This is a genomic window from Schaalia naturae, from assembly GCF_042665795.1.
Taxonomy (GTDB): Bacteria; Actinomycetota; Actinomycetes; order Actinomycetales; family Actinomycetaceae; genus Pauljensenia; species Pauljensenia naturae.
On sequence record NZ_JBHTEF010000001.1, the window covers coordinates 2,228,626 to 2,253,333 of the forward strand.

19 protein-coding genes are annotated in these 24,708 nt (G+C 69.0%); 5 read left to right on the forward strand and 14 right to left on the reverse strand.

All coding sequences use genetic code 11. From position 1 onward, the window contains the following. Positions 1–120: 120 nt before the first annotated feature. Together ACFQWG_RS09900 and ACFQWG_RS09905 are read left to right on the forward strand one after the other, a co-directional pair. Positions 121–915 carry a GntR family transcriptional regulator gene (locus tag ACFQWG_RS09900; RefSeq protein ID WP_380974877.1) on the forward strand — a complete coding sequence of 265 codons (795 nt, stop codon included), beginning with the start codon at positions 121–123 and terminating at the stop codon, positions 913–915. 143 nt (positions 916–1,058) lie between these two features. Then, positions 1,059–2,132 (forward strand): transaldolase family protein, encoded by a 1,074-nt coding sequence (locus ACFQWG_RS09905; RefSeq protein ID WP_380976308.1) that lies wholly within the window; start codon positions 1,059–1,061, stop codon positions 2,130–2,132. An 80-nt stretch (positions 2,133–2,212) separates the two neighbouring features. Here ACFQWG_RS09905 and ACFQWG_RS09910 read toward each other — a convergent pair whose 3' ends face one another. Genes ACFQWG_RS09910 through ACFQWG_RS09925 form a run of 4 tightly spaced genes read right to left on the reverse strand, consistent with a single transcriptional unit; the run spans position 2,213 to position 8,746 of the window. Continuing rightward, on the reverse strand, positions 2,213–2,752 hold the full coding sequence (locus ACFQWG_RS09910) for a hypothetical protein (protein ID WP_380974879.1): 540 nt from the start codon (positions 2,750–2,752) through the stop codon (positions 2,213–2,215). An 18-nt stretch (positions 2,753–2,770) separates the two neighbouring features. Then, positions 2,771–4,921 (reverse strand): hydantoinase/oxoprolinase family protein, encoded by a 2,151-nt coding sequence (locus ACFQWG_RS09915; RefSeq protein WP_380974881.1) that lies wholly within the window; start codon positions 4,919–4,921, stop codon positions 2,771–2,773. 57 nt (positions 4,922–4,978) lie between these two features. Then, on the reverse strand, positions 4,979–6,292 hold the full coding sequence (locus tag ACFQWG_RS09920; protein WP_380974883.1) for a C4-dicarboxylate ABC transporter: 1,314 nt from the start codon (positions 6,290–6,292) through the stop codon (positions 4,979–4,981). 12 nt (positions 6,293–6,304) lie between these two features. Continuing rightward, positions 6,305–8,746: an FAD-dependent oxidoreductase gene (locus ACFQWG_RS09925; RefSeq protein ID WP_380974885.1), complete on the reverse strand. Its 2,442-nt coding sequence runs from the start codon at positions 8,744–8,746 to the stop codon at positions 6,305–6,307. Between the two features lie 190 nt (positions 8,747–8,936). On the opposite strand from ACFQWG_RS09925, the gene ACFQWG_RS09930 reads away from it, so the two are divergent. Beyond that, on the forward strand, positions 8,937–9,962 hold the full coding sequence (locus ACFQWG_RS09930) for a LacI family DNA-binding transcriptional regulator (RefSeq protein ID WP_380974887.1): 1,026 nt from the start codon (positions 8,937–8,939) through the stop codon (positions 9,960–9,962). Between the two features lie 123 nt (positions 9,963–10,085). Here ACFQWG_RS09930 and ACFQWG_RS09935 read toward each other — a convergent pair whose 3' ends face one another. The 4 genes from ACFQWG_RS09935 to ACFQWG_RS09950 all read right to left on the reverse strand — a co-directional run bounded on the left by ACFQWG_RS09935 (position 10,086) and on the right by ACFQWG_RS09950 (position 14,816). Further along, positions 10,086–11,090 (reverse strand): ABC transporter substrate-binding protein, encoded by a 1,005-nt coding sequence (locus tag ACFQWG_RS09935; RefSeq protein WP_380974889.1) that lies wholly within the window; start codon positions 11,088–11,090, stop codon positions 10,086–10,088. A gap of 61 nt (positions 11,091–11,151) precedes the next feature. Beyond that, on the reverse strand, positions 11,152–12,225 hold the full coding sequence (locus ACFQWG_RS09940) for an ABC transporter permease (RefSeq protein WP_380974891.1): 1,074 nt from the start codon (positions 12,223–12,225) through the stop codon (positions 11,152–11,154). Further along, a complete protein-coding gene (locus ACFQWG_RS09945) occupies positions 12,222–13,778 on the reverse strand; it encodes a sugar ABC transporter ATP-binding protein (RefSeq protein WP_380974893.1) in 1,557 nt (518 codons plus the stop codon). Before ACFQWG_RS09945 ends, ACFQWG_RS09940 begins: the two co-directional genes overlap by 4 nt. Positions 13,779–13,787: 9 nt before the next feature. Continuing rightward, positions 13,788–14,816, reverse strand: coding sequence for a Gfo/Idh/MocA family oxidoreductase (locus ACFQWG_RS09950; protein ID WP_380974895.1), 1,029 nt, complete (start codon positions 14,814–14,816; stop codon positions 13,788–13,790). Positions 14,817–15,125: 309 nt separating this feature from the next. Here ACFQWG_RS09950 and iolG point away from each other — a divergent pair, with 309 nt between their 5' ends. Continuing rightward, positions 15,126–16,121 (forward strand): inositol 2-dehydrogenase, encoded by a 996-nt coding sequence (gene iolG, locus ACFQWG_RS09955; RefSeq protein ID WP_380974897.1) that lies wholly within the window; start codon positions 15,126–15,128, stop codon positions 16,119–16,121. Positions 16,122–16,206: 85 nt separating this feature from the next. On the opposite strand, the gene ACFQWG_RS09960 is transcribed toward iolG, so the two are convergent. The 5 genes from ACFQWG_RS09960 to ACFQWG_RS09980 form a co-directional block, all read right to left on the reverse strand. Further along, the gene (locus ACFQWG_RS09960; protein ID WP_380974899.1) at positions 16,207–17,883 is read right to left on the reverse strand and encodes an NAD(P)-binding protein; all 1,677 of its coding nucleotides are present in this window, start codon (positions 17,881–17,883) and stop codon (positions 16,207–16,209) included. 7 nt (positions 17,884–17,890) lie between these two features. Next, complete coding sequence (locus ACFQWG_RS09965) at positions 17,891–19,222, reverse strand: thiamine pyrophosphate-dependent enzyme (RefSeq protein WP_380974901.1); 1,332 nt, start codon at positions 19,220–19,222, stop codon at positions 17,891–17,893. Between the two features lie 14 nt (positions 19,223–19,236). Further along, positions 19,237–20,496 (reverse strand): pyruvate ferredoxin oxidoreductase, encoded by a 1,260-nt coding sequence (gene porA, locus ACFQWG_RS09970; RefSeq protein ID WP_291499858.1) that lies wholly within the window; start codon positions 20,494–20,496, stop codon positions 19,237–19,239. Then, positions 20,489–21,091: a 2-oxoacid:acceptor oxidoreductase family protein gene (locus tag ACFQWG_RS09975; protein WP_380974904.1), complete on the reverse strand. Its 603-nt coding sequence runs from the start codon at positions 21,089–21,091 to the stop codon at positions 20,489–20,491. Before ACFQWG_RS09975 ends, porA begins: the two co-directional genes overlap by 8 nt. Before the next feature lie 160 nt (positions 21,092–21,251). Next, complete coding sequence (locus tag ACFQWG_RS09980) at positions 21,252–21,476, reverse strand: hypothetical protein (protein WP_380974906.1); 225 nt, start codon at positions 21,474–21,476, stop codon at positions 21,252–21,254. 252 nt (positions 21,477–21,728) lie between these two features. Here ACFQWG_RS09980 and ACFQWG_RS09985 point away from each other — a divergent pair, with 252 nt between their 5' ends. Next, positions 21,729–23,090, forward strand: a complete 1,362-nt coding sequence (locus ACFQWG_RS09985) for an MFS transporter (protein WP_380974908.1) — start codon at positions 21,729–21,731, stop codon at positions 23,088–23,090. 32 nt (positions 23,091–23,122) lie between these two features. On the opposite strand, the gene dnaB is transcribed toward ACFQWG_RS09985, so the two are convergent. Further along, positions 23,123–24,505, reverse strand: a complete 1,383-nt coding sequence (dnaB, locus tag ACFQWG_RS09990) for a replicative DNA helicase (protein WP_380974910.1) — start codon at positions 24,503–24,505, stop codon at positions 23,123–23,125. Between the last annotated feature and the right edge of the window lie 203 nt (positions 24,506–24,708).

Consider the following 24,708-nt stretch of genomic DNA (forward strand, 5'->3'; position numbering starts at 1 on the left):
GGGGTTTGGAACCCCTTCGTCAAGTCTTTGTCAGAACAAAACAACAAGCGCCCTTTCTGCCGTACAATCGGCCCTGTTGCATCAGCACGCACTGTCAGATCGACGACGAGGACACCACGAATGACGGACGTCTCCCCCCGCTCCTCCTCGGATGCCGCCGTCCCCGGCCCCTCGGACGAGCCCTTCGTCCCGGCCATCCACCTCGACCGATCCTCTCCGGTCCCCCTGTACCACCAGATCGCGCAGCCCCTGGAGGAGCTCATCACCTCCGGCAGGCTCGAGCCCGGGCAGCTCATCGAGGACGAGGTCTCGATGGCGCATCGTCTCAGCGTCTCGCGCCCCACCGCGCGCCGGGCCCTCCAGGACCTGGTCGGGCGCGGTCTGCTCACCCGTCGAAGGGGGGTCGGGACCCGGGTGACGCCGTCCCATGTCAGGCGGCAGCTGTCCCTCACGTCCCTTAACGACGATCTCGTCAAAGCGGGTTTCGATCCGCGCACCGAGGTCCTCAGCTACGAGGTCAAGCTCGCCCAGGAGGAAGAGTCGGCGCTCCTCGGATGCCCGGTGGACACCGAGATCGTCAGCATCGAGCGAAGGCGGTGGATCAACGATCGGCGCCTCGCCCTGCTGAGAAACCTCCTGCCCGCGAAGATCGCGCCCTCCTTCACCGAGTTGAGCTCCCAGGGCCTCTACGCCTGCCTCGAGGAGCGCGGCATCCATCCGGTCTCCGCCCGCCAGTCGGTGGGCGCGCGCAACGCCACCGCCGAGGACGCGGACCAGCTGGGCGTCGAACCGGGCGCCGCGCTACTGACGATGGAACGCACCGCCTACGACGCGAGCGGGAGCGTCGTCGAGCACGGCGCTCACATCTACAACGCCGAGCTCTACTCCTTCCAGGTCACCCTCACGGCGGAGTGAGGCTGTCCAGGCCCATCTCGACCCTAATTGTCCGAACAAAAGCTTGACAAAGCGGCTCATTCGTCATTCACTGGTTCTGTCATGACCGGTCCGCGCCAACGATGGCGCGCCCGGAACGTTCGAACACAGGAGATCCAGTGAGCATCCCCACCCAGACACCCGGTCCGCTCCTGACTGCGACCGAGTCCTTTCCCACCGTCCTGTGGAACGACTCCTCCGACCTCGACGAGCTGCGCCAGTCGATCAGCTTCGGCGGCGTCGGCGCCACGTGCAACCCGGTGATCGCCTACACCACGCTCTCCCAGCACCCCGACGTCTGGGAGCCCCGCATCCGGGCCATCGCCGAGGCGAACCCCACGTGGAGCGAGTCCGAGATCGGATGGCGCGCCGTCAAGGACCTCTCGATCGAGGCCGCCAAGTTGCTGGAGCCGGCTTTCGCCGCGCACAAGGGCCGCAACGGGCGCCTGTCGGTGCAGACGGATCCGCGTTTCCACCGCGATGCGAAGCACCTGGCCGACCAGGCCGTCGAGTTCTCCGAGATGGCGCCGAACATCGTCGTGAAGATCCCCGCCACGAGCACCGGCATCGCGGCGATCGAGGACGCCACCTACCGCGGCGTGTCCGTCAACGTCACGGTGTCCTTCTCCGTCCCCCAGGCCGTCCGCGCCGCGGAGGCCATCGAGCGCGGGCTCCAGCGACGCGACAAGGAGGGTCTGGACACCTCCGGGATGGGACCCGTCGTCACCATCATGGTTGGCCGCCTGGACGACTGGCTGAAGTCGGTGGTCGCCCGCGACGGCATCTACCTCGATCCCTCCGCCCTGGAGTGGGCCGGCATCGCCGCCTTCAAGAAGGCCTACGGCATCTTCCAGGAACGGGGATTCCGGTCCCGCCTCCTCTCCGCGGCATTCCGCAACGTCCTCCAGTGGTCGGAGTTCCAGGGCGGCGACGTCGTGGTCTCCCCGCCGTTCAAGTGGCAGAAGATCATCAACGACTCCGACTACCAGCCCGTCGCCCGCATGCAGGTGCCGGTGGATCCCCATTACATCGAGCAGCTGCGCCGCATCCCGGACTTCTCCCGCGCCTATGACGAGGACGGCATGACGGTCGACGAGTTCATCTCCTTCGGCCCCACCGCCAAGACGCTGCGCCAGTTCCTCGACGCCGACGCGAAGCTCGACTCCCTGGTCCGCGACATCCTCATCCCCGCGCCCTGAGTCGCCGCACGGCGAGCGGCCCGGCTGCGAGGAACGAGGCGGGGCCCGGACCCGATGGGTCCGGGCCCCGCCTCGTTCCCCTACCCCGCCTCCCCCGGGTCGAGGGCGATGGAGGCGAATCCGTGGGCGCACGCCTCCAGCACGCCCCGCGGCCGGCCCCTGGAGGGGATGAGACGGGTGAGACGCCTGTCGGGCATCCGGACCGATGACCACGGGAGGACGCGCCCCGAGCAGTCCAGATGGTGGAAGAACTCGTGCGCCAGCGCGATACGGCGCGCCGCCGTCCGGTCGATACCCGTCTCCTCCTCCCACTGCCGCAGGGCCCCCTCGTGCAGGACGATCGTGGCCGTCGAGGGGTCGTACTCGCCGACGAATCCTCCCCACGCCGCGAGCCCGCGGTCATCGTGGCGCACGCGAGCGCCGACCTCCTGGACGGCGACCTCCCATGCCGCCGCGGACGCCTCCCCGGCCGGGAGCCAGGTCCGCCCCGCGACGCGCCCGAACCCCCATGCGCCGTCGATCAGCGCCGACTGCTCGGCCTCGCGCATCCGGGCGCACACCGGATCGCGCTGGACCTCGATGCGAGCCAGATCCTTGGTGGGATACGGGAAGAGGAGCATGCCGGGCGGCCTTCCTCTTCAGTCGACGCGCGCGCTGACGAGCACGGCCATCGGCTGGGAGGCGTCGAATCGGTGAAGCTCCGCCTCGCCGAGCGCGATGATCTGGTCGAGGCTCTGCACCCCGGACAGATCGACGATCCGCTGGCCGCAGATCAGGTGGACGTTCGGCAGGCTGGCCCCGCCATCGTCGTAGACCGTGTGGTTCTCGACGGCCCTCCGAGTGACGTCCTTCCACGCCGAGACCGTCGTCTGGACGACGGCGCCGTCCTTCCTCTGGAGTCGGACGACGCCGAAGTCGTCGATCACGCGCACGGGTTCGACGGCCTTCCCCGGCACCAGACCGAAGAAACGTCGCGGCCGGATGGCGCCCTGGTAGACGTGAAGGCCCTCGGACCGCGCGGACTCGGCGATCGACGAGTCCGACAGGCCCATGCTCTGCGCGCAGATCCGGGCCAATTCCGCATCGGCCAGGGGCTCCTGCCTGCGGTCCTTCGAGCGCAGTTCCGTTGCGCCGGTGGCGACGGCTCTCACGAGGTTGCGCTGGGGATCGACCTCGACCGAGACCTCGATCGTGCCCGGTGAGGCGCCCGCCCTCACCGCCTGGGACTCGGCCTCGTTGCGCACCGCGAGGATGTCCTCCTGCGTCGGATCGACGATCGTCCGCTCGACCGTGTCGCGCACCAGGGCCAGCGCCACGCCGATGGGCGAGATGACGGAGGAGTTCCTCGCGAGCCTCCACTCCGCGCCCATCTTCTCCGCCAGCGCTGGAACCGCTGTGGACGCTCCTCCGCCTCCCCCGACGAAGACCGTCGTCTCCGGATTCATCGAGTAGTCCCGCATGAGCGCCTGGGCGACCTTCTCGTTCTTCTCAGCAGCGAGGTCCAGGACCCGGCGGGCGGCGTCCTCGACGCTGCACCCCATCGACGCCGCCAGAGGAGCCCACGCCCTGCGCGCCGCCGTGACGTCTCCCGCCGCGTAGTCGTCCCCGGAGGCGAATCCGGCGATGTTCGCCGCACCCGTGAGAGTGAGGGCGACCGTCGCGCCGTCGACGCCGCGCACGACGGCATAGGTCGGGTCGCCCGCCATCGGCGACACCACCGCCAACGTCGGATCCTCGACGGGATCGTGGAAGACCTCATACTCAAGCGCGGCGATGTGGGCGGACCGCGGGCCCACGGCGACGGGGATCCCGCCGTCGAGCTGGATCATCGAGCCGCCACCGATCCCGACCGTCCGCACGTCCAAGGAGTTCAGATAGGTCTTGTGCCCGCCGACCTCGGCATACCTCACCATGACGCGCCCGTCCTTCACACAGGAGATGTCGGTGGAGGTGCCACCCACCTCGAAGAAGAGGCCGTCGGACAGGCGCTCGTACATCAGGGCCCCGGCGACCCCGGCGGCGGGACCCGAGAGGATGGTCAGGATCGGCCGGCGACGGACCTCCTCGACCGTCATCACACCGCCGTCGCAGCGCATGACCATCAGCGGCGCCGAGATCCTCGCCTCCTTGATGGAGCTCTCCGTCAAGTTGGCCGTGTCCAGCATCTTCGGCATGATCGACGCGTTGACGACAGCCGTGCGGGTGCGGATCTTGAGCCCGTAAAGCTTCGAGACGTCATTCGTGGCCGTCGCCGGGAGCCCCGCCGCTTCGGCGCGCTCGACTCCGAGGTTCTCATTGCGGTCGTCGTCCACGCTGAACGCCTCGGCGGCCACCACAGCGGCGGCACCGGAGGCCGCGAGTCCGGCGACCGCTCGGTCCGTGGCTCCGGCGAGGTCCGCGCCCGCCCCCTTGACCTCCACACAGGCATTGGCGGTCCTCAGCCTCTTGCCGGGAGCGAGTTCGATGTCGCCGATCCTCGTGTCGGCCTTGGCCTTGCGACCTTCGAGCCCCTCCCAGTACGTCAGGATCCCCACGGGAGCCACGTCGCCCTCGAGCAGCGCATTCGTCGCCTGTGTGGTCCCGTGGGCGATGAAGGACACATCTTCGGGCTGGATCCCGCACTGCTCCATCAACCGGTTGAGCGACTCGACGATCCCCGCCGCCACCCCGGCGTCCGCCGTGTGGGTCGTGGGGATCTTCACGGACCCCAGCAGTTCATAGGTCTCGTTGTCCAACGCGACGGCGTCTGTGAACGTCCCCCCGACGTCGATTCCGATCCGGACTGTCATGCTGCCTCTCCTTCTTCACTCTTTTCGTCACGACCGCGCAGTCGTCGCCGGAATCACTCAGAAGACCGTGACCAGCGCATATCCGATGCCGATGGCGGCAACCACCCAGACATAGGGCAGGAGTCGCTTGAGGATGGCCACCGGATCGCATCCCACGTAGTTGCCCGTCCACACGTTCATCGTGTTGGTCGGGTCTGCGGGAACGTTGATGCGGTCCAGGGAGAAGAACGCACCGAAGATCGCGGCCGCCGGAAGCTGGCCGCTCGCCATCATCAACCCCGCGATTCCCGAGCCCAGACCGTTGATGTGGAGCGGGCCGCGGTAGAGCGACAGGGGGGCGAGGATGATGAAGAACAGGGCGAACGCGAGTGCCGACGTCGGCGTGATCGCGTTGATGACGGGGGCGAGGACGCTGGCGACCTGCGAGTTCGTCGTCGCATTGAGGAGCATCCCGATGCCGACGAAGAGGATGATGGCGGGACCCGCATCCGTGATCCCCTCGTAGCACGTCTTGGTCAGGAGGCGGATCTTCTCCTGGAATCCGCCGGCCGTGAACAGGGCGAGCCAGATCAGGGCGATGAGGAAGGCCGTGATCGCCGGGAAGTCGAAGACCGCGACCAGGATGATCGGGATCAGGGGGGTGAACGTCGCGAGCGGAGCGCGCCAGCCTCGCGGCGCCGAGGCCGACGCGGCATCCGGAGTCATCGAACTGCTGCGAGCTGACATGCCGTAGCGGACTCCGTTGCGCTTGAACTCGACGAGGATGAGCACGAGGGTCGCCACCAGGTTGACGCCGGCCATGATGAAGGCATACGGCCGGATCTCCGCCGTGCTGACACCGAAGATCGAGGAGAAAAGCTGCCACTGCACGACGTTGATCGCGATTCCCGTCGAGTACGACAACAGGAAGATACAAGCGGTCGACAGCGCGGGAACACCGATCGTCAGCAGGATCGGGAGGGCGATCTGACCGACCATGATGATCCCGCCCAAGCCGAACAACACGGTGAAGAGCCCGCTGATGACGACGGACAGCAGGAGGACCGTGACCAGCGGGCGATCGCCGCCGAGTTCACCGGCCTTCTTGATGATTGATTCCGTCACGCCGGTCCGGTTGAGCATCTGCCCGAGCCAGGAACCGAAGACCACAGCCATGAACGTGGAGGAGAGACGGACGGCCCCGTCCTCGATGACGGTCTGGACGAAACCGATCTCGTTCCCGCCCGCGTCGGTCGCGAAGGGCGCGACGCCGGCGATGAGGCATACGCCGACGGCCATCAGGGGAAGGGCGACGAGCGCCGGAAGTCTCCTCGAGACCATGAGGCCGACGACGAGGGCGAAGAAGAGAAGGATGACGATGCTCTGCCACATTGCAGGTTCCTTTCAGGAGGCACGGGCTTCTTCATGAGAATGACGTCTGTTGTCTTGCCACTGTCCCCCGCGCCCGCCGTTCGGGAGACAGCTCTCCGGACTCCCGGTGTGCGGCCCGAACGGCGTCGGCGCGCAGACGGCATCCGCATAGCAGCGGACTTCGAAGATGCCGGCGGAGGCGTCTCCGTTCGTCGCCTGGACGACCACCCTGAGCGCGTCGGCGGACACCGGTTCCGCGAGATCGTGCACGACTCGGGTCGCGAAGTTGCGGCGCGCGGCGGACACCGGGACCCATCGGCCGGATCTCCTCACCTGGATCTCATAGTCCGCCGAGACCTGGGGATCCCGGTAGAACGGCGGATAGGCGTGGTACTCACGCAGGAGCTGGCCTTCGAAGGTCAGCTGGATCTGCGCGATCGTCTGAGGGGCAGGCCATTCGAGCTGCAACCACTGGGGCAGGGGGTCGACGGGGTCCGACCTCCACAGGTTGGTGGACTCCGACGGCCTGGTCACCCCCGAGATGACGTTGTCCGGGGAGAAGCAGTCCTGCGGAGGCTCTACCCGGAAGCTCAAGGACGCCCCTCCGGCGAACCGCCGGTACCGCCCCGGCTGCGCCTCGTAGGCGGCGAGGTTCGCCGGGACGACGTCCTCCGACACGTGCCATTCGACATCGGGATCGGCGTCCAGGTCCACGCGCACGTACCCGTTCGCCGGCAGGCTCGACGGATCGACGCCGCCCCCGAGATCCCACCGCACCCACTGGGGTCCGCCGGGGGGAGCCTCGAGAACCGTCTGCGCCACAGGGTCGCCCGGATCGACCCGGTAGTCCCAGATCCCATCGACCACGAAGAGCCGGGCCCGGATGGGCCTGGGCGCCGAGGTCGAGTTGGATAGGCAGACCTCGACGGCGTCGAGCCTCGGCCTCGTCCCGAGCGCGATCCACTGGGCGCATCGGCGCTCGAGAACGCCCGAGTACGGATAGACCGGATGGTCGGTCCACTGCCCCAGGTCGGCGAGGCGGCTCGGGGAGAAGGGGCCCGTCCCGCGCAGGAGCTCCTGGCTCGATGCCGAGACCGAGGCCGATCTCGCGAGATCGAGCGGGTCCGCATTCCTCACGTTGGGCAGGAAGCAGCCGTCGCGCAGGAGGATCTGCTGGATCTCGGCGATGTGGTCCCGGCGGGCCGACTCGAGACCGACCCCGTGGCGGATCGCGACGGCCGCGGTCGTCCCGGCAGCCTGACCCATGAGGGCACAGGTGCTCATCACCCGGATCGACCCGAGGGCGGCATGCGTCGCGCTGACGTCGCGTCCGGCCATGAGAAGATTCGCGACATCCCGCGAGACCAGGATGCTCAGGGGGATCCCGAAGGGACCGACGTAGGTTTTCACCGCGTACTCCGTGGTCGGGTCCAGGTGCCGCGCGTTGAGCGGCTCCGAGTTCTCGGCGAGGAGCCCGCCCAGGGTATGGAGGTCGACGTACCAGCCCCCGTAGGCGACCTCGTCGTCGAAGACCGCCCTCCCGATGAGGTCGTTCTCGGTGAGAATCGAGCGCCCGATCAAACGGCGCGTCTCCCGTTTGCCGGGCACCTGCCCGACCCAGTCGAGCGCGAGGTTCCGCGCTCTGGCCCTGAGCTGCGGATCGCGGTTCTTGATGTAGTCCCAGATCCCGAGGACGTGGCGCGTCAGTTCGTGACGCAGCGCCTCGTTATCGTGCAGGGTGTCCCAGGGAGGGCCGATCTCGATCCACCAGTATCCGGAGCGGAGGGTCTTGGGGACTCGCCCTCCTTCGTAGAAGAAGGACGGATCGTCGTAGCGCACCGCCCACTCGGGCGCGGCGAAGGGGACCGGGTGGCCGACGTCGATCGTCTTGAAGTGGAGCGAGCTTCCCATGACCTCCTCTGAGGGCTCCTCCGGGGCATGCGGCTCGTTGAACTCCGACCGCGCCTCAGTGCCGCTCATCGACCTCGCGCCTGCGAGGTCGCCCACGGTCCCGTCCCCTGTGCAGTCGATGAACTCTCGCGCGCGCAGTCTCAGCGCCGTCTCCGCGTTGGCGACGCGGGCGACGACCTCCCGGATCTCCTGCCCTTCGCTCTTGACCTCCTCGACCGTCGTGTTCAGGTGGACCGTCAGACCCCTCGTGCGCGTCACGAGATCGTACAAGGTGAGATCCCATACCGAGTTCGTCCACCCGTTCTCCATGATCGGCTCGTGGTTCGCGGCGCGCTCCGCCGTCAGCGCCTCGGACACGATCCCCGTCTCCCGCGCGTAGGCGTGAAAGGCGGCCGCCCCATGCGGCGTCACGCGGATCTCCGAGGACGAGTTCCCTCCCAGGACCGGCCTGTCCTGGACCAGACAGGTCCTCGCGCCGTGCCGTGCGGACGCGACCGCCGCGCTCACGCCCGCCAGCCCGCCGCCGCACACGACGACGTCGTACGTCTCCTCAATCGTCTTCACAGATTCAGCCTCCTCGCCGCACTGCTGGTCGTGATCCCCGCTTGCCCGCCACCTCGTCGGGCATCCATCGCGGGGGCGATGTTGAGAGCACCTCGTTATTAAAGCGCTTCAAATCGAGCTCAAGCATATAACATCGACCTGTCAATCCGTCAACGAAGAGCGTCACATGTCTGGACATGATCGTCCGAGTTTGAGCGATGTCGCGCGGAGGGCGGGAGTGTCCCCGGCGCTGGCCTCGCTCGCGCTGCGCCACAAGCCGGGTCCGTCGCCGACGAGCAGGAAGGCCGTGCTGCAGGCGGCGGACGACCTCGGCTATCGCGTCAACACCGCCGCCAGCCTGCTCGCCAAGAACCGGTCGCACCTGATCGGAGTGGCACTGGACCTCTCCCAAAGCTTCCACGTCGAGGCCGTCGACCACGTCTACCGGGTCGCCGAAGCCGCGGGCTACAACGTCCTGCTCAGCGCCGTCACCAGTTCCAGGCCCCTGGACCGGGCGACGGAGTCACTGATCGAGGGGTCGTGCGAGGGGATTCTGATCGTCGGGATGCACTCGGTCCCCGAGTCGCTGCTGGGCTCGCCGACCCGCATGCCCGTGGCCGTCCTCGGCCATGCCGAATGGACCGGTTCCTTCGACGTCGTCCGCACCGCGGGCGACCTGGGCGTTCGATCCGCGGTGGACCACCTCGTCTCCCTCGGTCACACGCGCATCGCCCATGTCGACGGAGGGGATAACTCGGGCGCCGAAGAACGACGACGAGGATATGTCGAGGGGATGCGCGAACATGCGCTGGGGGATCTCCTCCACATCCAGCGCGGTGGGAACGACGAGGAGGACGGCCTGCGCGCCGGGCGCGAACTCCTGGAGAGGGCTCCCGCCACCACGGCCGTGATCTGTTACAACGACTCCTGCGCCGTCGGCATGATCCAGGCCGCCGAGCAGGCCGGGCTGACGGTCCCCGAGGGCATGTCGATCATCGGCTACGACAACAGCCCCGTCGGCCGGACAAGCTACCTGGGGCTGACCACGGTCGCCCAGGACACCCGACGCCTCACCGAGATCTCTGTCCAGCGGCTCATCGAGGGGATCGAGAATCCCGCCCGCCCGCACACCGAGACCGTTCTCCCCCCGCGGCTCATCACGAGGAGCACAACCGGGCCCGCCCGCCCAGGACCGGCGGCGATCACCAGAGGAGCTGCCGATCCCCGCCTCCCCTGAGGCCTCTCCGGCTCCTTCTCGGCGAGACCGACGCGCCGGGGCCCACAGATCAGGGGTGGTCCGGGCCCTGGGCCCGGACCACCCCTTGTCATTCACCTACGGGAGGCCACCGATGACCGGCGGTCACTCGTAGACCGCCTTCTGGATCTCGGGATCCTCCAGGTTCGTGGCGTCGTACCAGTAGAAGCCCGAGTCCATGAACTCCTCCGCCGGCGCCTTCCCGTTGACGACGTCGAGGGCCGTCTTCACGGCGTCGTAGCCCATCTGGTAGGGGTTCTGCGTGATCGAACCCGCGATCACGCCCTCCTTGATCAGCTCGATCTGCGGAGCGCCGGAGTCGAAGCCGACGACCTTCACCGCGTCCGTGCGTCCAGCGGTCTTGACCGCCTGGGCCGCGGCCACCGCGCCGTCGTCATCCGTCGCGAAGATGCCGTTGAGGTCCGGATGCGCCTGCAGGATCGCCGCCGCTTGCTGTTGGGCCACCGCCTGGTCGGAGTTGTTGTACTGGACGTCCACGATCTCGACGTCCGGAGCGTTCTCTGCGATCCAGTCCCGGAATCCCTGCTCGCGATCCTGACCGGTGACCGACGTCTGCGAGTGGCAGATGATGGCGACCTTTCCCTTGGCGCCGAGCAGACCAGACAGCTCCTCGGCGCCCTTGGCCGCGGCCGCCTTGTTGTCGGTGGCCACGGTCGTGACCGGGATGTCCGAGCCCGGGACGCCGGAGTCGAAGGCGACGACCGGGATGTTGGCGTCCTTGAACTGCTGGAGCACGGAAGCCTGCGCCGTCGAGTCCAGCGCGGCGAAGACCAGGGCCGCCGGCCTCTTCACCAGGGCCTGGTTCAGCTGGTCGTTCTGACGCGGGGTGTCCGTCTCCGTGTCGGGGCCGTTGAAGGTGATCGAGATGCCGAGGTCCTTCGCCGCATCTTCCGATCCCGACTTCACGGCCGCCCAGAACGGGCTGGCATAGCCCTTCGCCACCACGGCGATGTAGGTGTCGCCCCCGCCCGAGCTCCCCGCGTCTCCAGACGAGGCGCCCGACGATCCGGAGTCGGAGCAGGCCGCGAGGCCTGCGACGGACAGTGCCGCCGCGCTCAGGGCGGCGATGAGATGATGTGTGGCTCTCATGACTTCCTCTCGTTGTGCCTTGTGTCGATCGCCGCGGCCTGCAGCGACCAGTTCCTGCGATTCACCGGTCCTTGCGCCGGACGTCGAGGTAGACGGCAGCGAGCACCACGACTCCCAGCAGGACCTTCTGCCACTGGTCCGGGATGCCCATCAGCACCGCGCCGTTGCGGATCGTCGCGATGAGGATCGCGCCGACGACGGAGCCGAACACCGAGGCTCGCCCGCCCAGGAGCGAGGCTCCGCCCAGGACCGCCGCCGCGATGGCGTACATCTCATAGGACTGGCCGACATCCGGTTTACCCGAGGCCAGCCGCGAGGCCATCAGCACGCCGGCGAGGCCCGTGAACGAGCCGGCCAGCGCATAGACCCTGAACTTCCACCGCGTGACGTTGACACCGGACAGCCGGGTCGCCTCCTCGTTGGAGCCCATGGCCAGGGCGTAGCGGCCGATGAGCGTCTTGTTGAGGAGGAACGCGGCGATGATCGCGGCGATCAGGCACAGCCAGACGGCGTTGGTGATCCCCCCGATCGCACGGCCCTGCCCCAGCAGGAGGAATCCGGGGAACTGCGTGAGGGGGATCGCGGAGGTCCCCGACAGCACCATCGCCAGTCCCCACGCGACGAGCATCATCGCCAGCGTGGCGATCATCGGCTGCATGCGGAGGTAGGCGACCATCACCCCGTTCGCCGACCCCATCAACGCTCCGGAGAGCACACCGGCCAGCACACCCAGCGTCACGCACAACCAGACCGGCAGGCCCGCGTTGAAGCACTTGGTCATCACCAGCGCCAGGCACACGCTGGTGAAGGCGATCCCGAAGCCGGGCGTCAGATCGATCCCTCCGGTCGCGATGACGAATGTGAGGCCCAGGGCCAGCAGGATGTAGACGGAGGCGTCCAGGAGCAGCGCCGAGAAGTTGCTGATCTGGAGGAAGTACGGACTCGCGATCGAGAAGCCCGCGATGAGGATCAGCTCCGAGACCACGACCAGGACCTGTGAGGAGTGCTTGCGCACGAAGGCCTGCAGGGTGGCGCCCGGTGACCTCTGCGCCGAGGCGCGTCGCGGGGAGGGCTCCGTTCCGGCGGGAACGCCGTCGCCTGCCGTCTTCGGTTCCGTGACCGGTGTGGTGCTCACGCTGACTCCTTCAAGGTAGAGGTTGACTGGCTGGTGGCCAGCGCCATGATGGACTCCTGGGTGGCGTCGGCGTTGTCCACGACGCCCGCGACCCGCCCCTCGCACATCACGACGATGCGCTGGGCGACGCGGAGGATCTCCGGGATCTCCGATGAGATGACGATGATGGATTTGCCCTCGTCGACCAGCTGGTCGAGCAGGTCGTAGATCTCGTCCTTCGCCCCGACGTCAATGCCGCGGGTGGGCTCGTCGAAGATGAGGATGTCGCAGTCACGTGCCAGCCACTTGGACAGGACGACCTTCTGCTGATTGCCCCCCGACAGGTTCTTGGCCAGCTGCGACAGCCCCGGCGTCCTGACCCGCAGGCGGCCGATATACGTCTCGGCCGTGCCCTGCGCCTTCGAGTCGTCGACGACGGTGCCCCGCGACCACAACCGGTACGAGGGGAGCGCGACGTTCTCGACGAGATCCTTGTCCAGGAGCAGCCCGTAGCGCTTCCGGTCCTCGGACAGGTACGCGATGGAGTGCCGGACCGCGTCCTCCGGACTCTTGATCTGCACCTTCTTGCCGAAGACCTCGATCTCGCCCGCAGTCGTCGGGTCGGCGCCGATGACGGCACGCGCGACTTCCGTCCGTCCCGCTCCGACCAGGCCGCTGAACCCGAGGATCTCGCCGCGATGCAGCTCGAAGGAGACATCCCTCACCAGCTCTTTCGTGCTCAGACCGCTCACTCTGAGCACGATGTCGCGATCCGGCGCCAGAGGCTCGGGACGGACGTTCGAGACCAGGTGACGGCCGACCATCTTCGCGATGATGTCGTCGATCGAGTGCTCGGCCGCGGGACCCGTCGAGATCCAGCGGCCATCGCGCATCACGGTGATCGTGTCGGAGATCCGCTTGATCTCCTCCATGCGGTGCGAGATGTAGACGACTCCCGTCGTGGGGCTGACGAAGTCGTGGATGACCTCGAAGAGCGCCTCGACCTCGCGATCGGTCAGGGCCGCGGTCGGCTCGTCCATGATGAGCACCTTCGAGTCGAAGGACAGCGCCTTCGCGATCTCGACCATCTGCTGCATCGCGACGGTCAGGTTGCCGACCTTCGCCGTTGGATCGAGATCGAGGCCGACCCTGTCCAGGAGCTCGCGGGTCTGGGCATAGAGCCTCCTGTCCGAGAGGGTGAACCGCGTCCCGACCCATGGCTCCCGGCCGAAGAAGATGTTCTCCGCGACCGTCAGGTCCGGCATCAGGTTGAGCTCCTGGTGGATGACCGAGATCCCCTTGTTCTGCGCGTCGAGCGGGCCGCTCATCGTGGTCGCCTGCCCGCCCACCTTGATGACGCCGGCGTCGGGCTGGTGGATCCCTCCCAGGATCTTCATCAGCGTCGACTTCCCCGCGCCGTTCTCGCCCACCAGCGCGTGGACCTCACCCGGAAGCAGCCTGAAGCGCACATCGTCCAGTGCGAGGACGCCGGGGAACTTCTTCGAGATCCCCCAGGCCTCGATGAGCGGCGTCACCGCCGGACCATCCGCCCCCGTCTTCTCCTCCGACATCATGCCCACCTCTCAGTTCTCCCGGATCTCCGACAGTCGGACGACACGGCCCTCCCGGCAGGAGCGGGTGGCGGCCACTGCGATGCTCAACGCCTCCAGCGCCTGATCGATCGGGCATGGACTCGGGGTCTTCCCGCGCACGACGTCGACGAACGCCGCCAGCTCAGCTCCGTAGCACGCCTCGAAACGGGCGATGAAGTCCACCCACGGATCGGCGTCCGGGAAGGCGGCGCCCGGTTCCACGCTGACCAGCGGCACCTTCGGCTCCAGGCCGACCGTGGCGTTCGCCCGCGTTCCCGAGATCTCCATCCGCACGTCGTATCCCTGGCCGTTGTTCCTCGAGGTCTGCGCCGTCACCAGGGTCTGGTCGTCCATCCGCAGCACGGCCACGGCCTCGTCGACGTCGCCGTAGGTCTCGAAGAAGGGATCCCCACGCACCGCGCCTGTCGCGAACACGGACTCGACCTCGTGGCCTGTCACCCAGCGGAGCGCATCGAAGTCGTGGATCAGGCAGTCGCGGAAGATCCCGCCCGACGTCGCGACGAACTGCTCCTGGGGAGGATGCTGATCGCAGGTGAGCATGTGGATGCGGTGGATCTCGCCCAGTTCGCCCGCCCGCACCCGGCGGCGCGCCTCGGCGTAGCCCGGATCGAAGCGCCGTTGGAAACCGATCTGCGACGCGATGCCCGCAGCCCTCACCGCCTCGATGCAGCGGCGGGTGCCCTCCAGATCCGGCGCCACCGGCTTCTCGCAGAAGAAGGGGACCCCTGCGTCGGCGCATCGGAGGATCAGCTCCTCGTGCGTCGAGGTCGGCGTCGCGATCACCACCGCATCGATGCCGGCCCCCCGGGAGAAGACCTCCTCGATCGCGCAATGCCGCGCGCCCAGCTCGGAGGCGACCCTCTCGGCGCGCCCGACGTCGACGTCGCAGACCGTCAGGTCGACGCCGGGAACGCCGCTGAGCGCCCGGGCGTGTCCGACCCCGATCCTCCCCGATCCGAGCAGAGCGATTCCCACCCGGTCCGCCGCGCGATTCTCCATACCGTCCCGCCCTTCGTTGACAACGGTCCACCATTCGATTGTCCAGGTCCTTGTCCCGGTCAGCGACGACCGGAACCCGCATGTCTCGACCACACGCGGCCGACTTTGGTCCCATGTGATGACGGTCATAGTACATGACGTCGCATGTGAGTACAATCACGCCATCCGGATGATCTGCTCATCGTCGGCCTCGGCACCCGTTCTCCGGAAAGAGACCAGAACCCGCGTCATATTGTCCGGACGTGTACCCTTGCAGTGCTGACATGGCATGACAGCAGCATCAGATCGACCCTCACAAGGAAGTGCCCCGTGCTCAGAATCGGACTCATCGGAGCCGGACGGATCGCCCGCGTCCACGCCCGCTCCATCGCTCAGAACCCGTCCACCACGCTGGCGGTGGTGGGCGACGTCGTCCTCGAGGCGGCGTCGGACGTCGCCAGCGCCCACGGCGCCCGCGCCACCGCCGACGTCGACTCCGTCTTCGCCGACGCGGAGGTCGATGCCGTCGTCATCTGCTCGCCGACCCCCCTGCACGTCGACCACATCCTCGCCGCCGTCCGCGCCGGGAAGCCCGCCCTGTGCGAGAAGCCCGTGGCCATGGACTCCGCCGCCGTCGACGAACTGCGCCGGCGCCTGGCCGAGGCCGGCGACTCCGCGCCTGCGGTCATGATGGGCTTCAACCGCCGCTTCGACCCGTCCTTCCAGGCCGTCCACGACGCCGTCGAAGCCGGGGAGATCGGCACGCTGGAGCAGGTCACGATCATCTCACGCGACCCGGCGGCCCCCCCGAAGGAGTACATCGCCGTCTCCGGCGGGATCTTCAAGGACATGACGATCCACGACTTCGACACGGCTCGCTACTTCCTGGGCGACATCGCCACCGTCTCCGCCCTGGGCCAGCACCTGGACCCGGAGCTGGCCGACACCGGCGACTTCGACGGCGCGATCGTCACACTGGCCAACGCCGCCGGCGTCTCCGCGACGATCACCAACTCGCGGCACTGCGCCTCGGGCTACGACCAGCGCCTGGAGGCCTTCGGCACACTCGGCTCGCTGACCGCGGACAACGTGCGCCCCACGACGGTGCGCCGCAACACCGCGACGCTCACCGAGGCGCAGGACCCCTACCTCGACTTCTTCCTCGAGCGCTACGAGGCCGCCTACGCGCGCGAACTCGGCGCCTTCGTCGCCGCGATCGCGCAAGGCCGCCGCCCGAGCCCCGGCATCGAGGACGGCGCCGCCGCCCTGCGCGTGGCCGAGGCCGCCGCGGAGTCCGCACGCACAGGCGCCGTCGTCCGCCTCTGAGCGGACGCGGTCCCGCCGACACCCGAGAGCGCCCGTGGCAGGTCCCAGCCCAGCCACGGGCGCTCCCAGAGCGGGCTCAGACGGCTCAGACCTCCTCGGGGATCATCGAGATCGCGCCGCAGGGGCATTCCGCGGCGCAGATGCCGCAGCCCTTGCAGTAGTCGTAGTTGAACTGGTACTCGCCGGGGCGGATCTTGATCACCGCGTTGTCGGGGCACACGCCGAAGCAGTTGTCGCACCCGAAGCAGTTGCCGCAGCTCATGCACCGCCGCGCCTCGAAGACCGCCGAATCCTCGTCAAGGCCCTGGACGACCTCGTCGAAGGTCGAGGCACGGCGCGGACCCTCCAGGCGGGCGCGCACCTTGTGCGGGGCGTCCGCGTAATACCACGGCGTGAGCCGGGAGAAGTCGGCGTCCGCGTGCTTCGGGGCGGGGTCGTACGCCGTGCCGCGCAGATAGGCGTCGATGTAGCGCGCCGCCTTCTTGCCGTGGCCGATGCCCGCGGTGACCGTGCGCTCCGAGGGCACCATGTCGCCACCGGCGAAGACCCCTTTCACCCCCGTCATCATCTGGCGGTCGACCTGGACCACGCCGTCCCTGACCTCAATGCCCTCCGCCTTCTCGATGAGGCCGAGGTCGGACTCCTGGCCGAGGGCCATGATGAGGGAGTCGGCCCCGAGCTCCTCGAACTCGCCGGTGGGCTGGGGGAAGCCGTTCTCGTCGAGCTGCATCTTCTCGATCGTCAGCGTGCCGCCGTCGACGTGCTTGATCGTCGACAGCCAGCGCATCATGATGCCCTCCTCCTCGGCCTCGGTGACCTCGGAATCGTTGGCGGGCATGCGGTCGCGCGTGCGGCGGTAGACGATGATCGCCTCGGAGGCGCCCAGGCGCTTCGCCGTGCGGGCGGCGTCGATGGCGGTGTTGCCGCCGCCGTAGATCGCGACACGCCGACCGAGCAAGGGTTTCTCCCCCTGGGCGACCTCGCCGAGCACAGAGATCGCGTCCATGACCTTCGCGGAGGCGCCGGCCGGGATGTAGGCGCGCTTGCCGATCTGTGCGCCCACGGCCAGGAAGACCGCGTCGAAGCCGCCGACGACGTCCTCGACGTTGTCGACCTTCGAGTTGAACTCGAAGCGCACTCCCATCTCCTCGATGCGGCGGATCTCCGCGTCGAGGATGCCGCGGGGCAGACGATAGCTCGGGATGCCGAAGCGCATCATGCCACCGGCCATCGGACCGGCGTCGCGCACGACGACCTCGTGCCCCAGCCGGCGCAGGTGGTAAGCCGCCGACAGGCCCGAGGGCCCCGCGCCGATGACGAGGACGGTCCTGCCGGTCGGCTTCGCATCGACCGCGACCTTCCATCCCTCCTCGATCGCCTTGTCCCCGAGGAAACGCTCGATGGCGTTGATCCCGACGGCCTCGTCGACCTGGCACCTGTTGCAGGCGGTCTGGCACGGGTGGTAACACACCCGGCCCATGACGGCGGGCATCGGGTTGTTGACCATGATCTCCCGCCAAGCCTCCTCGTAGCGCCCCTCCTCGGCCAGGGAGAGCCACTGCTGGACGTTCTCGCCCGCGGGGCAGGCCTTGTTGCACGGGGGGAGGAGATCGACATACACCGGGCGCTCCGTGCGCCACGAGCCCGTCTCATTGCGCAGGGAGGACCCGACATCCAGGGTGATGGCGAAGGGCTCGGTGTCCGTCCGGGACGACGCCGCCCCCTCGGCGAGCGCGGGACCCGCGCCGATCGTGGTGGTCATGGATGTCTCACTTTCCTTCCGCATCGGAGGCGGGCCCGCCGGCCCGTCCCGCACCGCTGCCGGCCTTGACGTTCGACGACCCGGAGTCCCTCGGGGGGAGGTCGGCGGCGGGGATCCGCGCCGACTCCGGCGTCATCGCGGTGGCCGCCGTCTCACCGCTCATCTGAGACCGCTCCGGGTCGTTTACCCTCTGGGCCCGTCCGAGCGTCGTCTCCTCGGCCGCGTGCAGGATCGACGTGTAACGGTCCTCCGGGTCGCGCGGTGCGGCGAGGACGCGCGCCAGAACGTCCTCGTCGAGGTCATCCTCGTCGATGAGGCCGTACCGGCGGACGTTGCGGTCGCAGATCGCCTGGTAGCGGGCGATGGCCTCCTCGTCGCGGGCGGGCCTGAAGAGGTGGCGGAAACGGACCTGGCCCTTGAGGTAAGCCTCGACGGGCATCGGCCTGCGGATCTTCGTCACCGAGGTCAGCTCCCCGCCCTCGGCCTCGAAGACGGGGAAGATCCCCGTCTGTGTGGCCAGGCGGGCGTACTCGACGGTCCGGTTCGAAGCGGTGCCCCACCCCAGCGGGCAGGGGACCAGGACGTGGATGTAGCGGGCGCCGCGCACCTGCATCGCCCTGCCCACCTTGTACTCGAGGTCCCGCAGATCCGCGACCGTCGCCGTGGCGACGTAGGGGATCTCATGGGCCATCGCGATGCGGGGCATGAACTTGCCCTGGCCGAAGGCGTTGCCCGGGTGCTCCCCCACCGGCTGGGTCGTCGAGGTCCGGGCCCCCGGAGGGGTCGCGCCCGAACGCTGGAAGCCGGTGTTCATGTACCCGCCGTTGTCGTAGCAGATGTAGAGCACGTCGTCGTTGCGCTCGAACATGCCCGACAGGCAGGCCATGCCGATGTCGACGGTGCCGCCGTCCCCGCCCTGGGCCACCACGCGCGTCGGCCTGCCCAGGGCCTTCATCGCCGCAGCGGCCCCGGCCGCAACCGCCGCCGTGTTGCCGAACAACGAGTGCAGCCACGGCACGGTCCACGCCGACTCCGGGTAGGGGGTCGAGAAGACCTCCAGGCATCCGGTCGCGTTGATCGTGACGATGTCGCCACCGGTGGCCGCCGAGGCCGTGTCCAGGGCGTAGCGCGCGCCGAGCGCCTGCCCGCAGCCCTGGCACGCCCGGTGGCCCGACGTCAGGGAGTTGCGCCGGTGCGGATCGGACTGGACGGAGCGGTCGGCCTCGTCCGCCAGCCGGTTGCCCACCGCGTAAGACCCGACCTGGTAGAACTTGACGTGCGCGCGGGCCGGGATCTCCGTCTCACGCACCTCCGGGATTCCGAGTTCAGTCGTGCTCATCGTGTCCCTCCCCCTCAGATCCCCATCGATTCGCCGCCGCGCGCATGTGCGTCGCGCATGACGTTCTCCGCCACCGGACCGGAGCGGCGCGTGCGGTGCTCACGTTCGAGTTCCGCGTCGACGAGCTCCCGGTCGAGGTCGAGGAACGTCTGCTCCTCCAGGACGCCGTCCCGGACGTGATCGAACATCTCGTCGAGGGAGCGGCTGGTGACCGGGCGGCCGCCCAGGCCCGCGAAGACCTCGTAGCCATCCAGCCCCAGGCCCGCGGCAGCGCGGCGGCAGTGCGAGGCGACGATGCCGCCGATGCCCAGGCTGAAGGCCTTCTCGACGGCGATGAAGCGCCTGGCCCCCGTGAGGGCCTCGCGCACGGCCTCGAAGGGGAACGGCCGGAAGCTCGTGATCCCGAGCACCCCGATCCTCTCCCCCGCGTCTCGACGGATGTCCACGACGTCCTTGATCGTGCCGAGGACCGAACCCAGGGCGATGACGATCGTCTCCGCGTCCTCGCAACGATACGGACGCACGAGCCCGCCCGAGTCGCGTCCGAAGATCTCCGCGAACTCGGCCTGGACCTGCGGGATCAGCGTGAGGGCGTCGAGCTGGCGCATGTGTTGGAGGTACTTGACCTCCGTGAAGGCCTCCGGGCCCACCATCGCGCCGATCGAGAGCGGATGGGCGGGGTCCAGCTCCTGGCGGGGGACGAACGGGGGCAGGAAGCGGTCGACCTGTTCCTGCTCGGGAAGGTCGACCTCCTCCACGGAGTGGGTGAGGATGAACCCGTCCATGCACACCATGACGGGCACGGACAGCTCCTCCGCGATGCGGAAAGCCTGGACGTGCAGGTCGGCAGCCTCCTGGTTGTTCTCGGCGTAGAGCTGCAGCCACCCGGAGTCGCGCTGGCTCATCGCGTCGGAATGGTCGTTCCAGATGTTGATCGGCGCGCCCAGCGCGCGGTTCGCCACGGTCATCACGATCGGCAGCCCGAGGCCGGAGGCGTTGTAGACCGGCTCGACCATGTAGAGCAGGCCCTGCGAGGCCGTCGCCGTGTAGGTGCGCGCCCCCGAGGCCGAGGCGCCGATGCAGGCCGACATCGCGCCGTATTCGGACTCGACGTTGAGGAACTCGCAGGTGCCGAGGTCCCCCTTCTTCACCATCGCGGACAGGCCCTCGACGATGTGCGTCTGGGGGCTGATCGGGTAGGCGGCGATCACATCGGGGCGGCAGGCCGCAACGGCGCGCGCCATCGCCTGAGAACCTTCGATCTGCTCACGCATGGACGGCCTCCTCGGACCTGGTGCTCTCGGCCTCGGCGCTCCCGGCGACGAGATCGAAGGCGGCGGTCGCCGCCGCGACATTGCCCTCGCCCACCTGGCCGCGGAAACGGTGGCGGATCGCCTCGATCACGCTGGACAGACGGATCAGCCCCGTCAGCGCGGACACCGCCCCCAGGAGGACGGCGTTGGGGACGTTGCGCCCGACATGCTCCTTCGCGATCTCGGTGGCCGGGACCGCGATGATGTGCCCCTCCGGGTGCCTGCTCACCAGGTCGGCGAGCCCGAGCTCCTCGAACGTCTTCCGGGAGTTGACGACGGCGAAGCCCTCGGGCCTGAGGCCCGAGAACGGGTTCATGACCTTGAGCAGGGTCGGGTCCTGGACGATGACCAGATCCGGCTCCAGCACGGGCTCGCGGGTGCGGATGGGCACGTCGGCGATGCGGCAATAGCTGACGACGGGCGCTCCGGTGCGCTCCGACCCGAAGGACGGGAACGACTGCGCGTGGTGACCGTCCGTGAAGGCGGCCATCGCGAGAAGATCAGCGGCCGTGACGACGCCCTGTCCCCCTCGACCATGGATTCTCACTTCGACCATGTCTCGGATGGTAGGTCGACGCCCGGCGGGTGGTCCGGCCTCGGGATGGAACCCCGATCGATCGTTGGGATTGCAGCCCTTCCAGGACCTTACTCCCAGACTCGAGCCGGCCAGAATGCCCGAGAAATCAGGACAATCGCCTTGCGTAATAGGACTGTGGTCACCCTATGGGGCGACGCCTCCTGGTCCGAGCCCGGGTCCCGCGGGCGCTGCGGTCGCGCATGAGCATCCGGACCTCTCCGAGGTCGACGTCGGCACCCGGATCCGTGGCTGCGGGGGGCGTCCCGCCGGTGTCTCCGGCGCGCTCCGTGAGTTCCGGGTCGGCGCCCGGCCCGGGGCCCCACACCCATCCGAGGGGACGGACGGCCCCCACGACGGTCGGCATCCGCCCCACCTCCTGTCCGGCTCCTCCGCGCCCCGCGCCCGCGCGTCGATCCGCACGCGTCCCTGCCGGGGCACCCTCACAGGATCCGCTCTCCGCCGACCGGGATCCAGTGCCCCGCGCCCCGATCGGGGATCAATCAGGGACCTCCCCGAGGGCGACCCCGCCGGTCGGGACCGAGACGCGGCGTCTACCCCCTCACACCGCCTCCCGGGACGCTGGAAGGCCACCGAGACACGGCCCTAGGCTTGATCGGTGCCCATCTCCTCCCGTGCCGCCATCCCGGCCTCCGCCCGCCCGCGCCCCGCCTCCCCGGACCCCGCCGACGTCGAGGGGGACGCAGGCGCCGCGGACGCTGGAACGCGGCGTGTGCCGCTGTCGCGCAACTCCGCCTTCACCCACCTGTGGGCGGGGGAGACGGCCAGCCAGTTCGGCTTCCAGGTGGCGGCCCTGGCCACCAGCGCCATCGCGATCACGGTGCTGGGCGCCACGGAACGCCAGATCGGCGTGCTCGGGGCGCTGCAGACCGTGGCGTTCCTGCTCATCGGGCTGCCCGCGGGCGCGTGGGTCGACCGGTGGCGCAAACGCCGCACGATGATCGCCGCCGACCTGGTGCGCGTCGCGGCCCTGGCCTCGATCCCCATCGCCTGGGCCGCCGGCGCCCTGTCGATCTGGCACCTCATGGCGGTCGCGGCCGTCCTGGGCTTCGCCACGGTGTTCTTCGACGTCTCCTACCAGTCCTTCGTGCCCGCGATCGTCGACAACGACCAGATCGGGCCGGCGAACGGCCGGATGGAGGCCTCGTTCCAGGTCGCCCGCGTCGGCGGGCCCGGCCTGGCGGGCTGGCTGCTCGGCATCGTCGCCGCGCCCGTCGCGTACCTGCTCACCGCCGCCACCTACGCGTTCAGCGCGATCGCGATCTGGCGCATCCCCGGACGCGAGTCCCGCCCGCCGGCGCCCAGGGACCAGAAGCTGTGGCACCAGGTGCGCGAGGGCATCGACTACGTCAGCGGGGAGCCCCTGCTCGGGCCCCTGTTCCTGTGCATCTCCGCCGCGGCGCTCACCGGGCAGGGCGTGCAGACGCTCCTGCCGCTGCTCGCCCTGCGCAACCTCGGGATGTCCGCCACCGCGCTGGGCACGCTGCTCTCCCTCGGCGCGCTCGGCGGCATCGCGGGCGCCCTCGTCCAGTCGCGCGTCGTCCTCCGTCTGGGCGAGGGACACACCATCGTCGCCTGCAACGTCGCCGGCGCCCTGGCGCTGGCGGGCCTGCCCCTGACGGTCCTGGTCCCCCCGTCTGGCGCTGCCCTCGTACTGGTCGTGACGAACCTGGTCAGCTCGTTCTTCATCACGATCTACAACATCACCCAGATGAGCCTGCGCCAGCGGATCTGCTCCCCGGAGCTGCTCGGGCGCCTCAACGCCACGTTCCGCTTCGCCGTGTGGGGCGTCATGCCCATCGGTTCGCTGCTCTCCGGGGTCGCCGCGTCCCACCTGGGCGTGGTCGGCGCGATGGCGGTCTTCGTCGCCGGGAGCGTGCTCGCGGGCTTGTCCATGGGGCTCACGCCGGTCGCTCACCGCAACCGGATCGACAACCGGGCGCTGGTGGGAGCGGCCTGAGGCCCGCCGGCCCGGACCCGGGGCACGCGCGATCAGGACGCCGCCGCAGGCTCCTCCCCTCCGCCGTACCCGCGGCCCGGCTCCTCACGGCCCGTGTAATTCGCGAAGCGCGCCATGTGGCCCTGGAAGAGGGTCTTGATCGTGGCGGTCTCGCCGTTGCGGTGCTTGGCGACGATGATGTCGGCCTCGCCGGGGCGGTCCTCGGAGTTGTAGTACTCGGGACGGTGCAGCAGCATGATGACGTCCGCGTCCTGCTCGAGGGAGCCGGACTCGCGCAGGTCGGCCATCATCGGCTTCTTGTCCGTGCGCTGCTCGGGACCGCGGTTCAGCTGGGCGACGGCGACGACGGGGACCTCGATCTCCTTGGCCATCAGCTTGAGCTGGCGGGAGAACTCGGAGACTTCCTGCTGGCGGGACTCGACCTGGCGGCCCGAGGTCATCAGCTGGAGGTAGTCGACGACCACCAGTCCCAGGTTGTGCTGCTGCTTGAGCCGGCGGCACTTCGCCCGGATCTCCGTCATCGCCATGTTCGGCGAGTCGTCGATGAACAGCGGGGCCTCGGACACGCGCGAGGTGGTCTCCGAGACCTTCCTCCAATCCTGGCTGGTCATCTCCCCCGCGCGCATCTTGGACAGGAAGACTCCCGACTCTGCGGAGAGCAGGCGCATCGCGATCTCCGAGCGCGACATCTCGAGGCTGAAGATCACGGCCGTGGTGTCATGGTGGATGGCGGCCGACCGGCAGAAGTCCAAGGCAAGGGTCGACTTCCCCATCGCGGGGCGGGCGGCCACGATGATCATCTGGCCGGGGTGCAGTCCCTGGGTGAGCCGGTCCAGGTCGGCGAACCCGGTGGGCACGCCGCCCAGTTTGTCCTTGTTGCGCTCGATGTCCTCCAGCTCGTCGAGGATGGACTCGGAGATCTCGCTCATCGGCACGTAGTCCGCCGCCGCCCGCCGCTCGGCGACGGCGAAGACCTCCTGGGAGGCCTGGTCGACGATCTGGTCGACATCGCCGCCGGCGTCCGCGTAGCCGAGCTGCACGATGCGCGTGCCGGCCGAGACCAGGCGGCGCAGCAGCGAGCGCTCGCGCACGATGCGGGCGTAGTACCCGGCGTTGGCGGCGGTGGGCACCGAGGCGATGAGGGTGTGCAGGTACGGCGCCCCTCCCACGCGCTGGAGCTCGCCGCGGCGCTGCAGCTCGGCGGCCACGGTCACGGCGTCGGCCGGCTCCCCGCGGCCCGACAGGTCGACGATGACGTCGTGGATGATCTCGTGCGCCGGCTTGTAGTAGTCGCCGCCGCGGATCTCCTCGGTGACGTCGTTGATCGCCTCCTTCGACAGCATCATCGACCCGAGGACCGAGGCCTCCGCCTCCAGATCCTGCGGGGGTGTGCGGTCGAAGTCGTCGGACGCCATCGGGGCCGGTCCTCTCTCATGGGTGCGCGTGGGCGATCCCGCCCGTCGCCGACGAGGGCGGCGCCGCGCGGAGCGCGGCGCGTCCCCGGGGGGCGGGCGCGTGCGAGCGCTCGCGCTCGCACGCCTGAGCGTAGACGCCCCCACCCTCGGACCGGCGACCCTCGATGTGGACGGAGTGTGGACGAAGGGGGCGCAGGATGTGG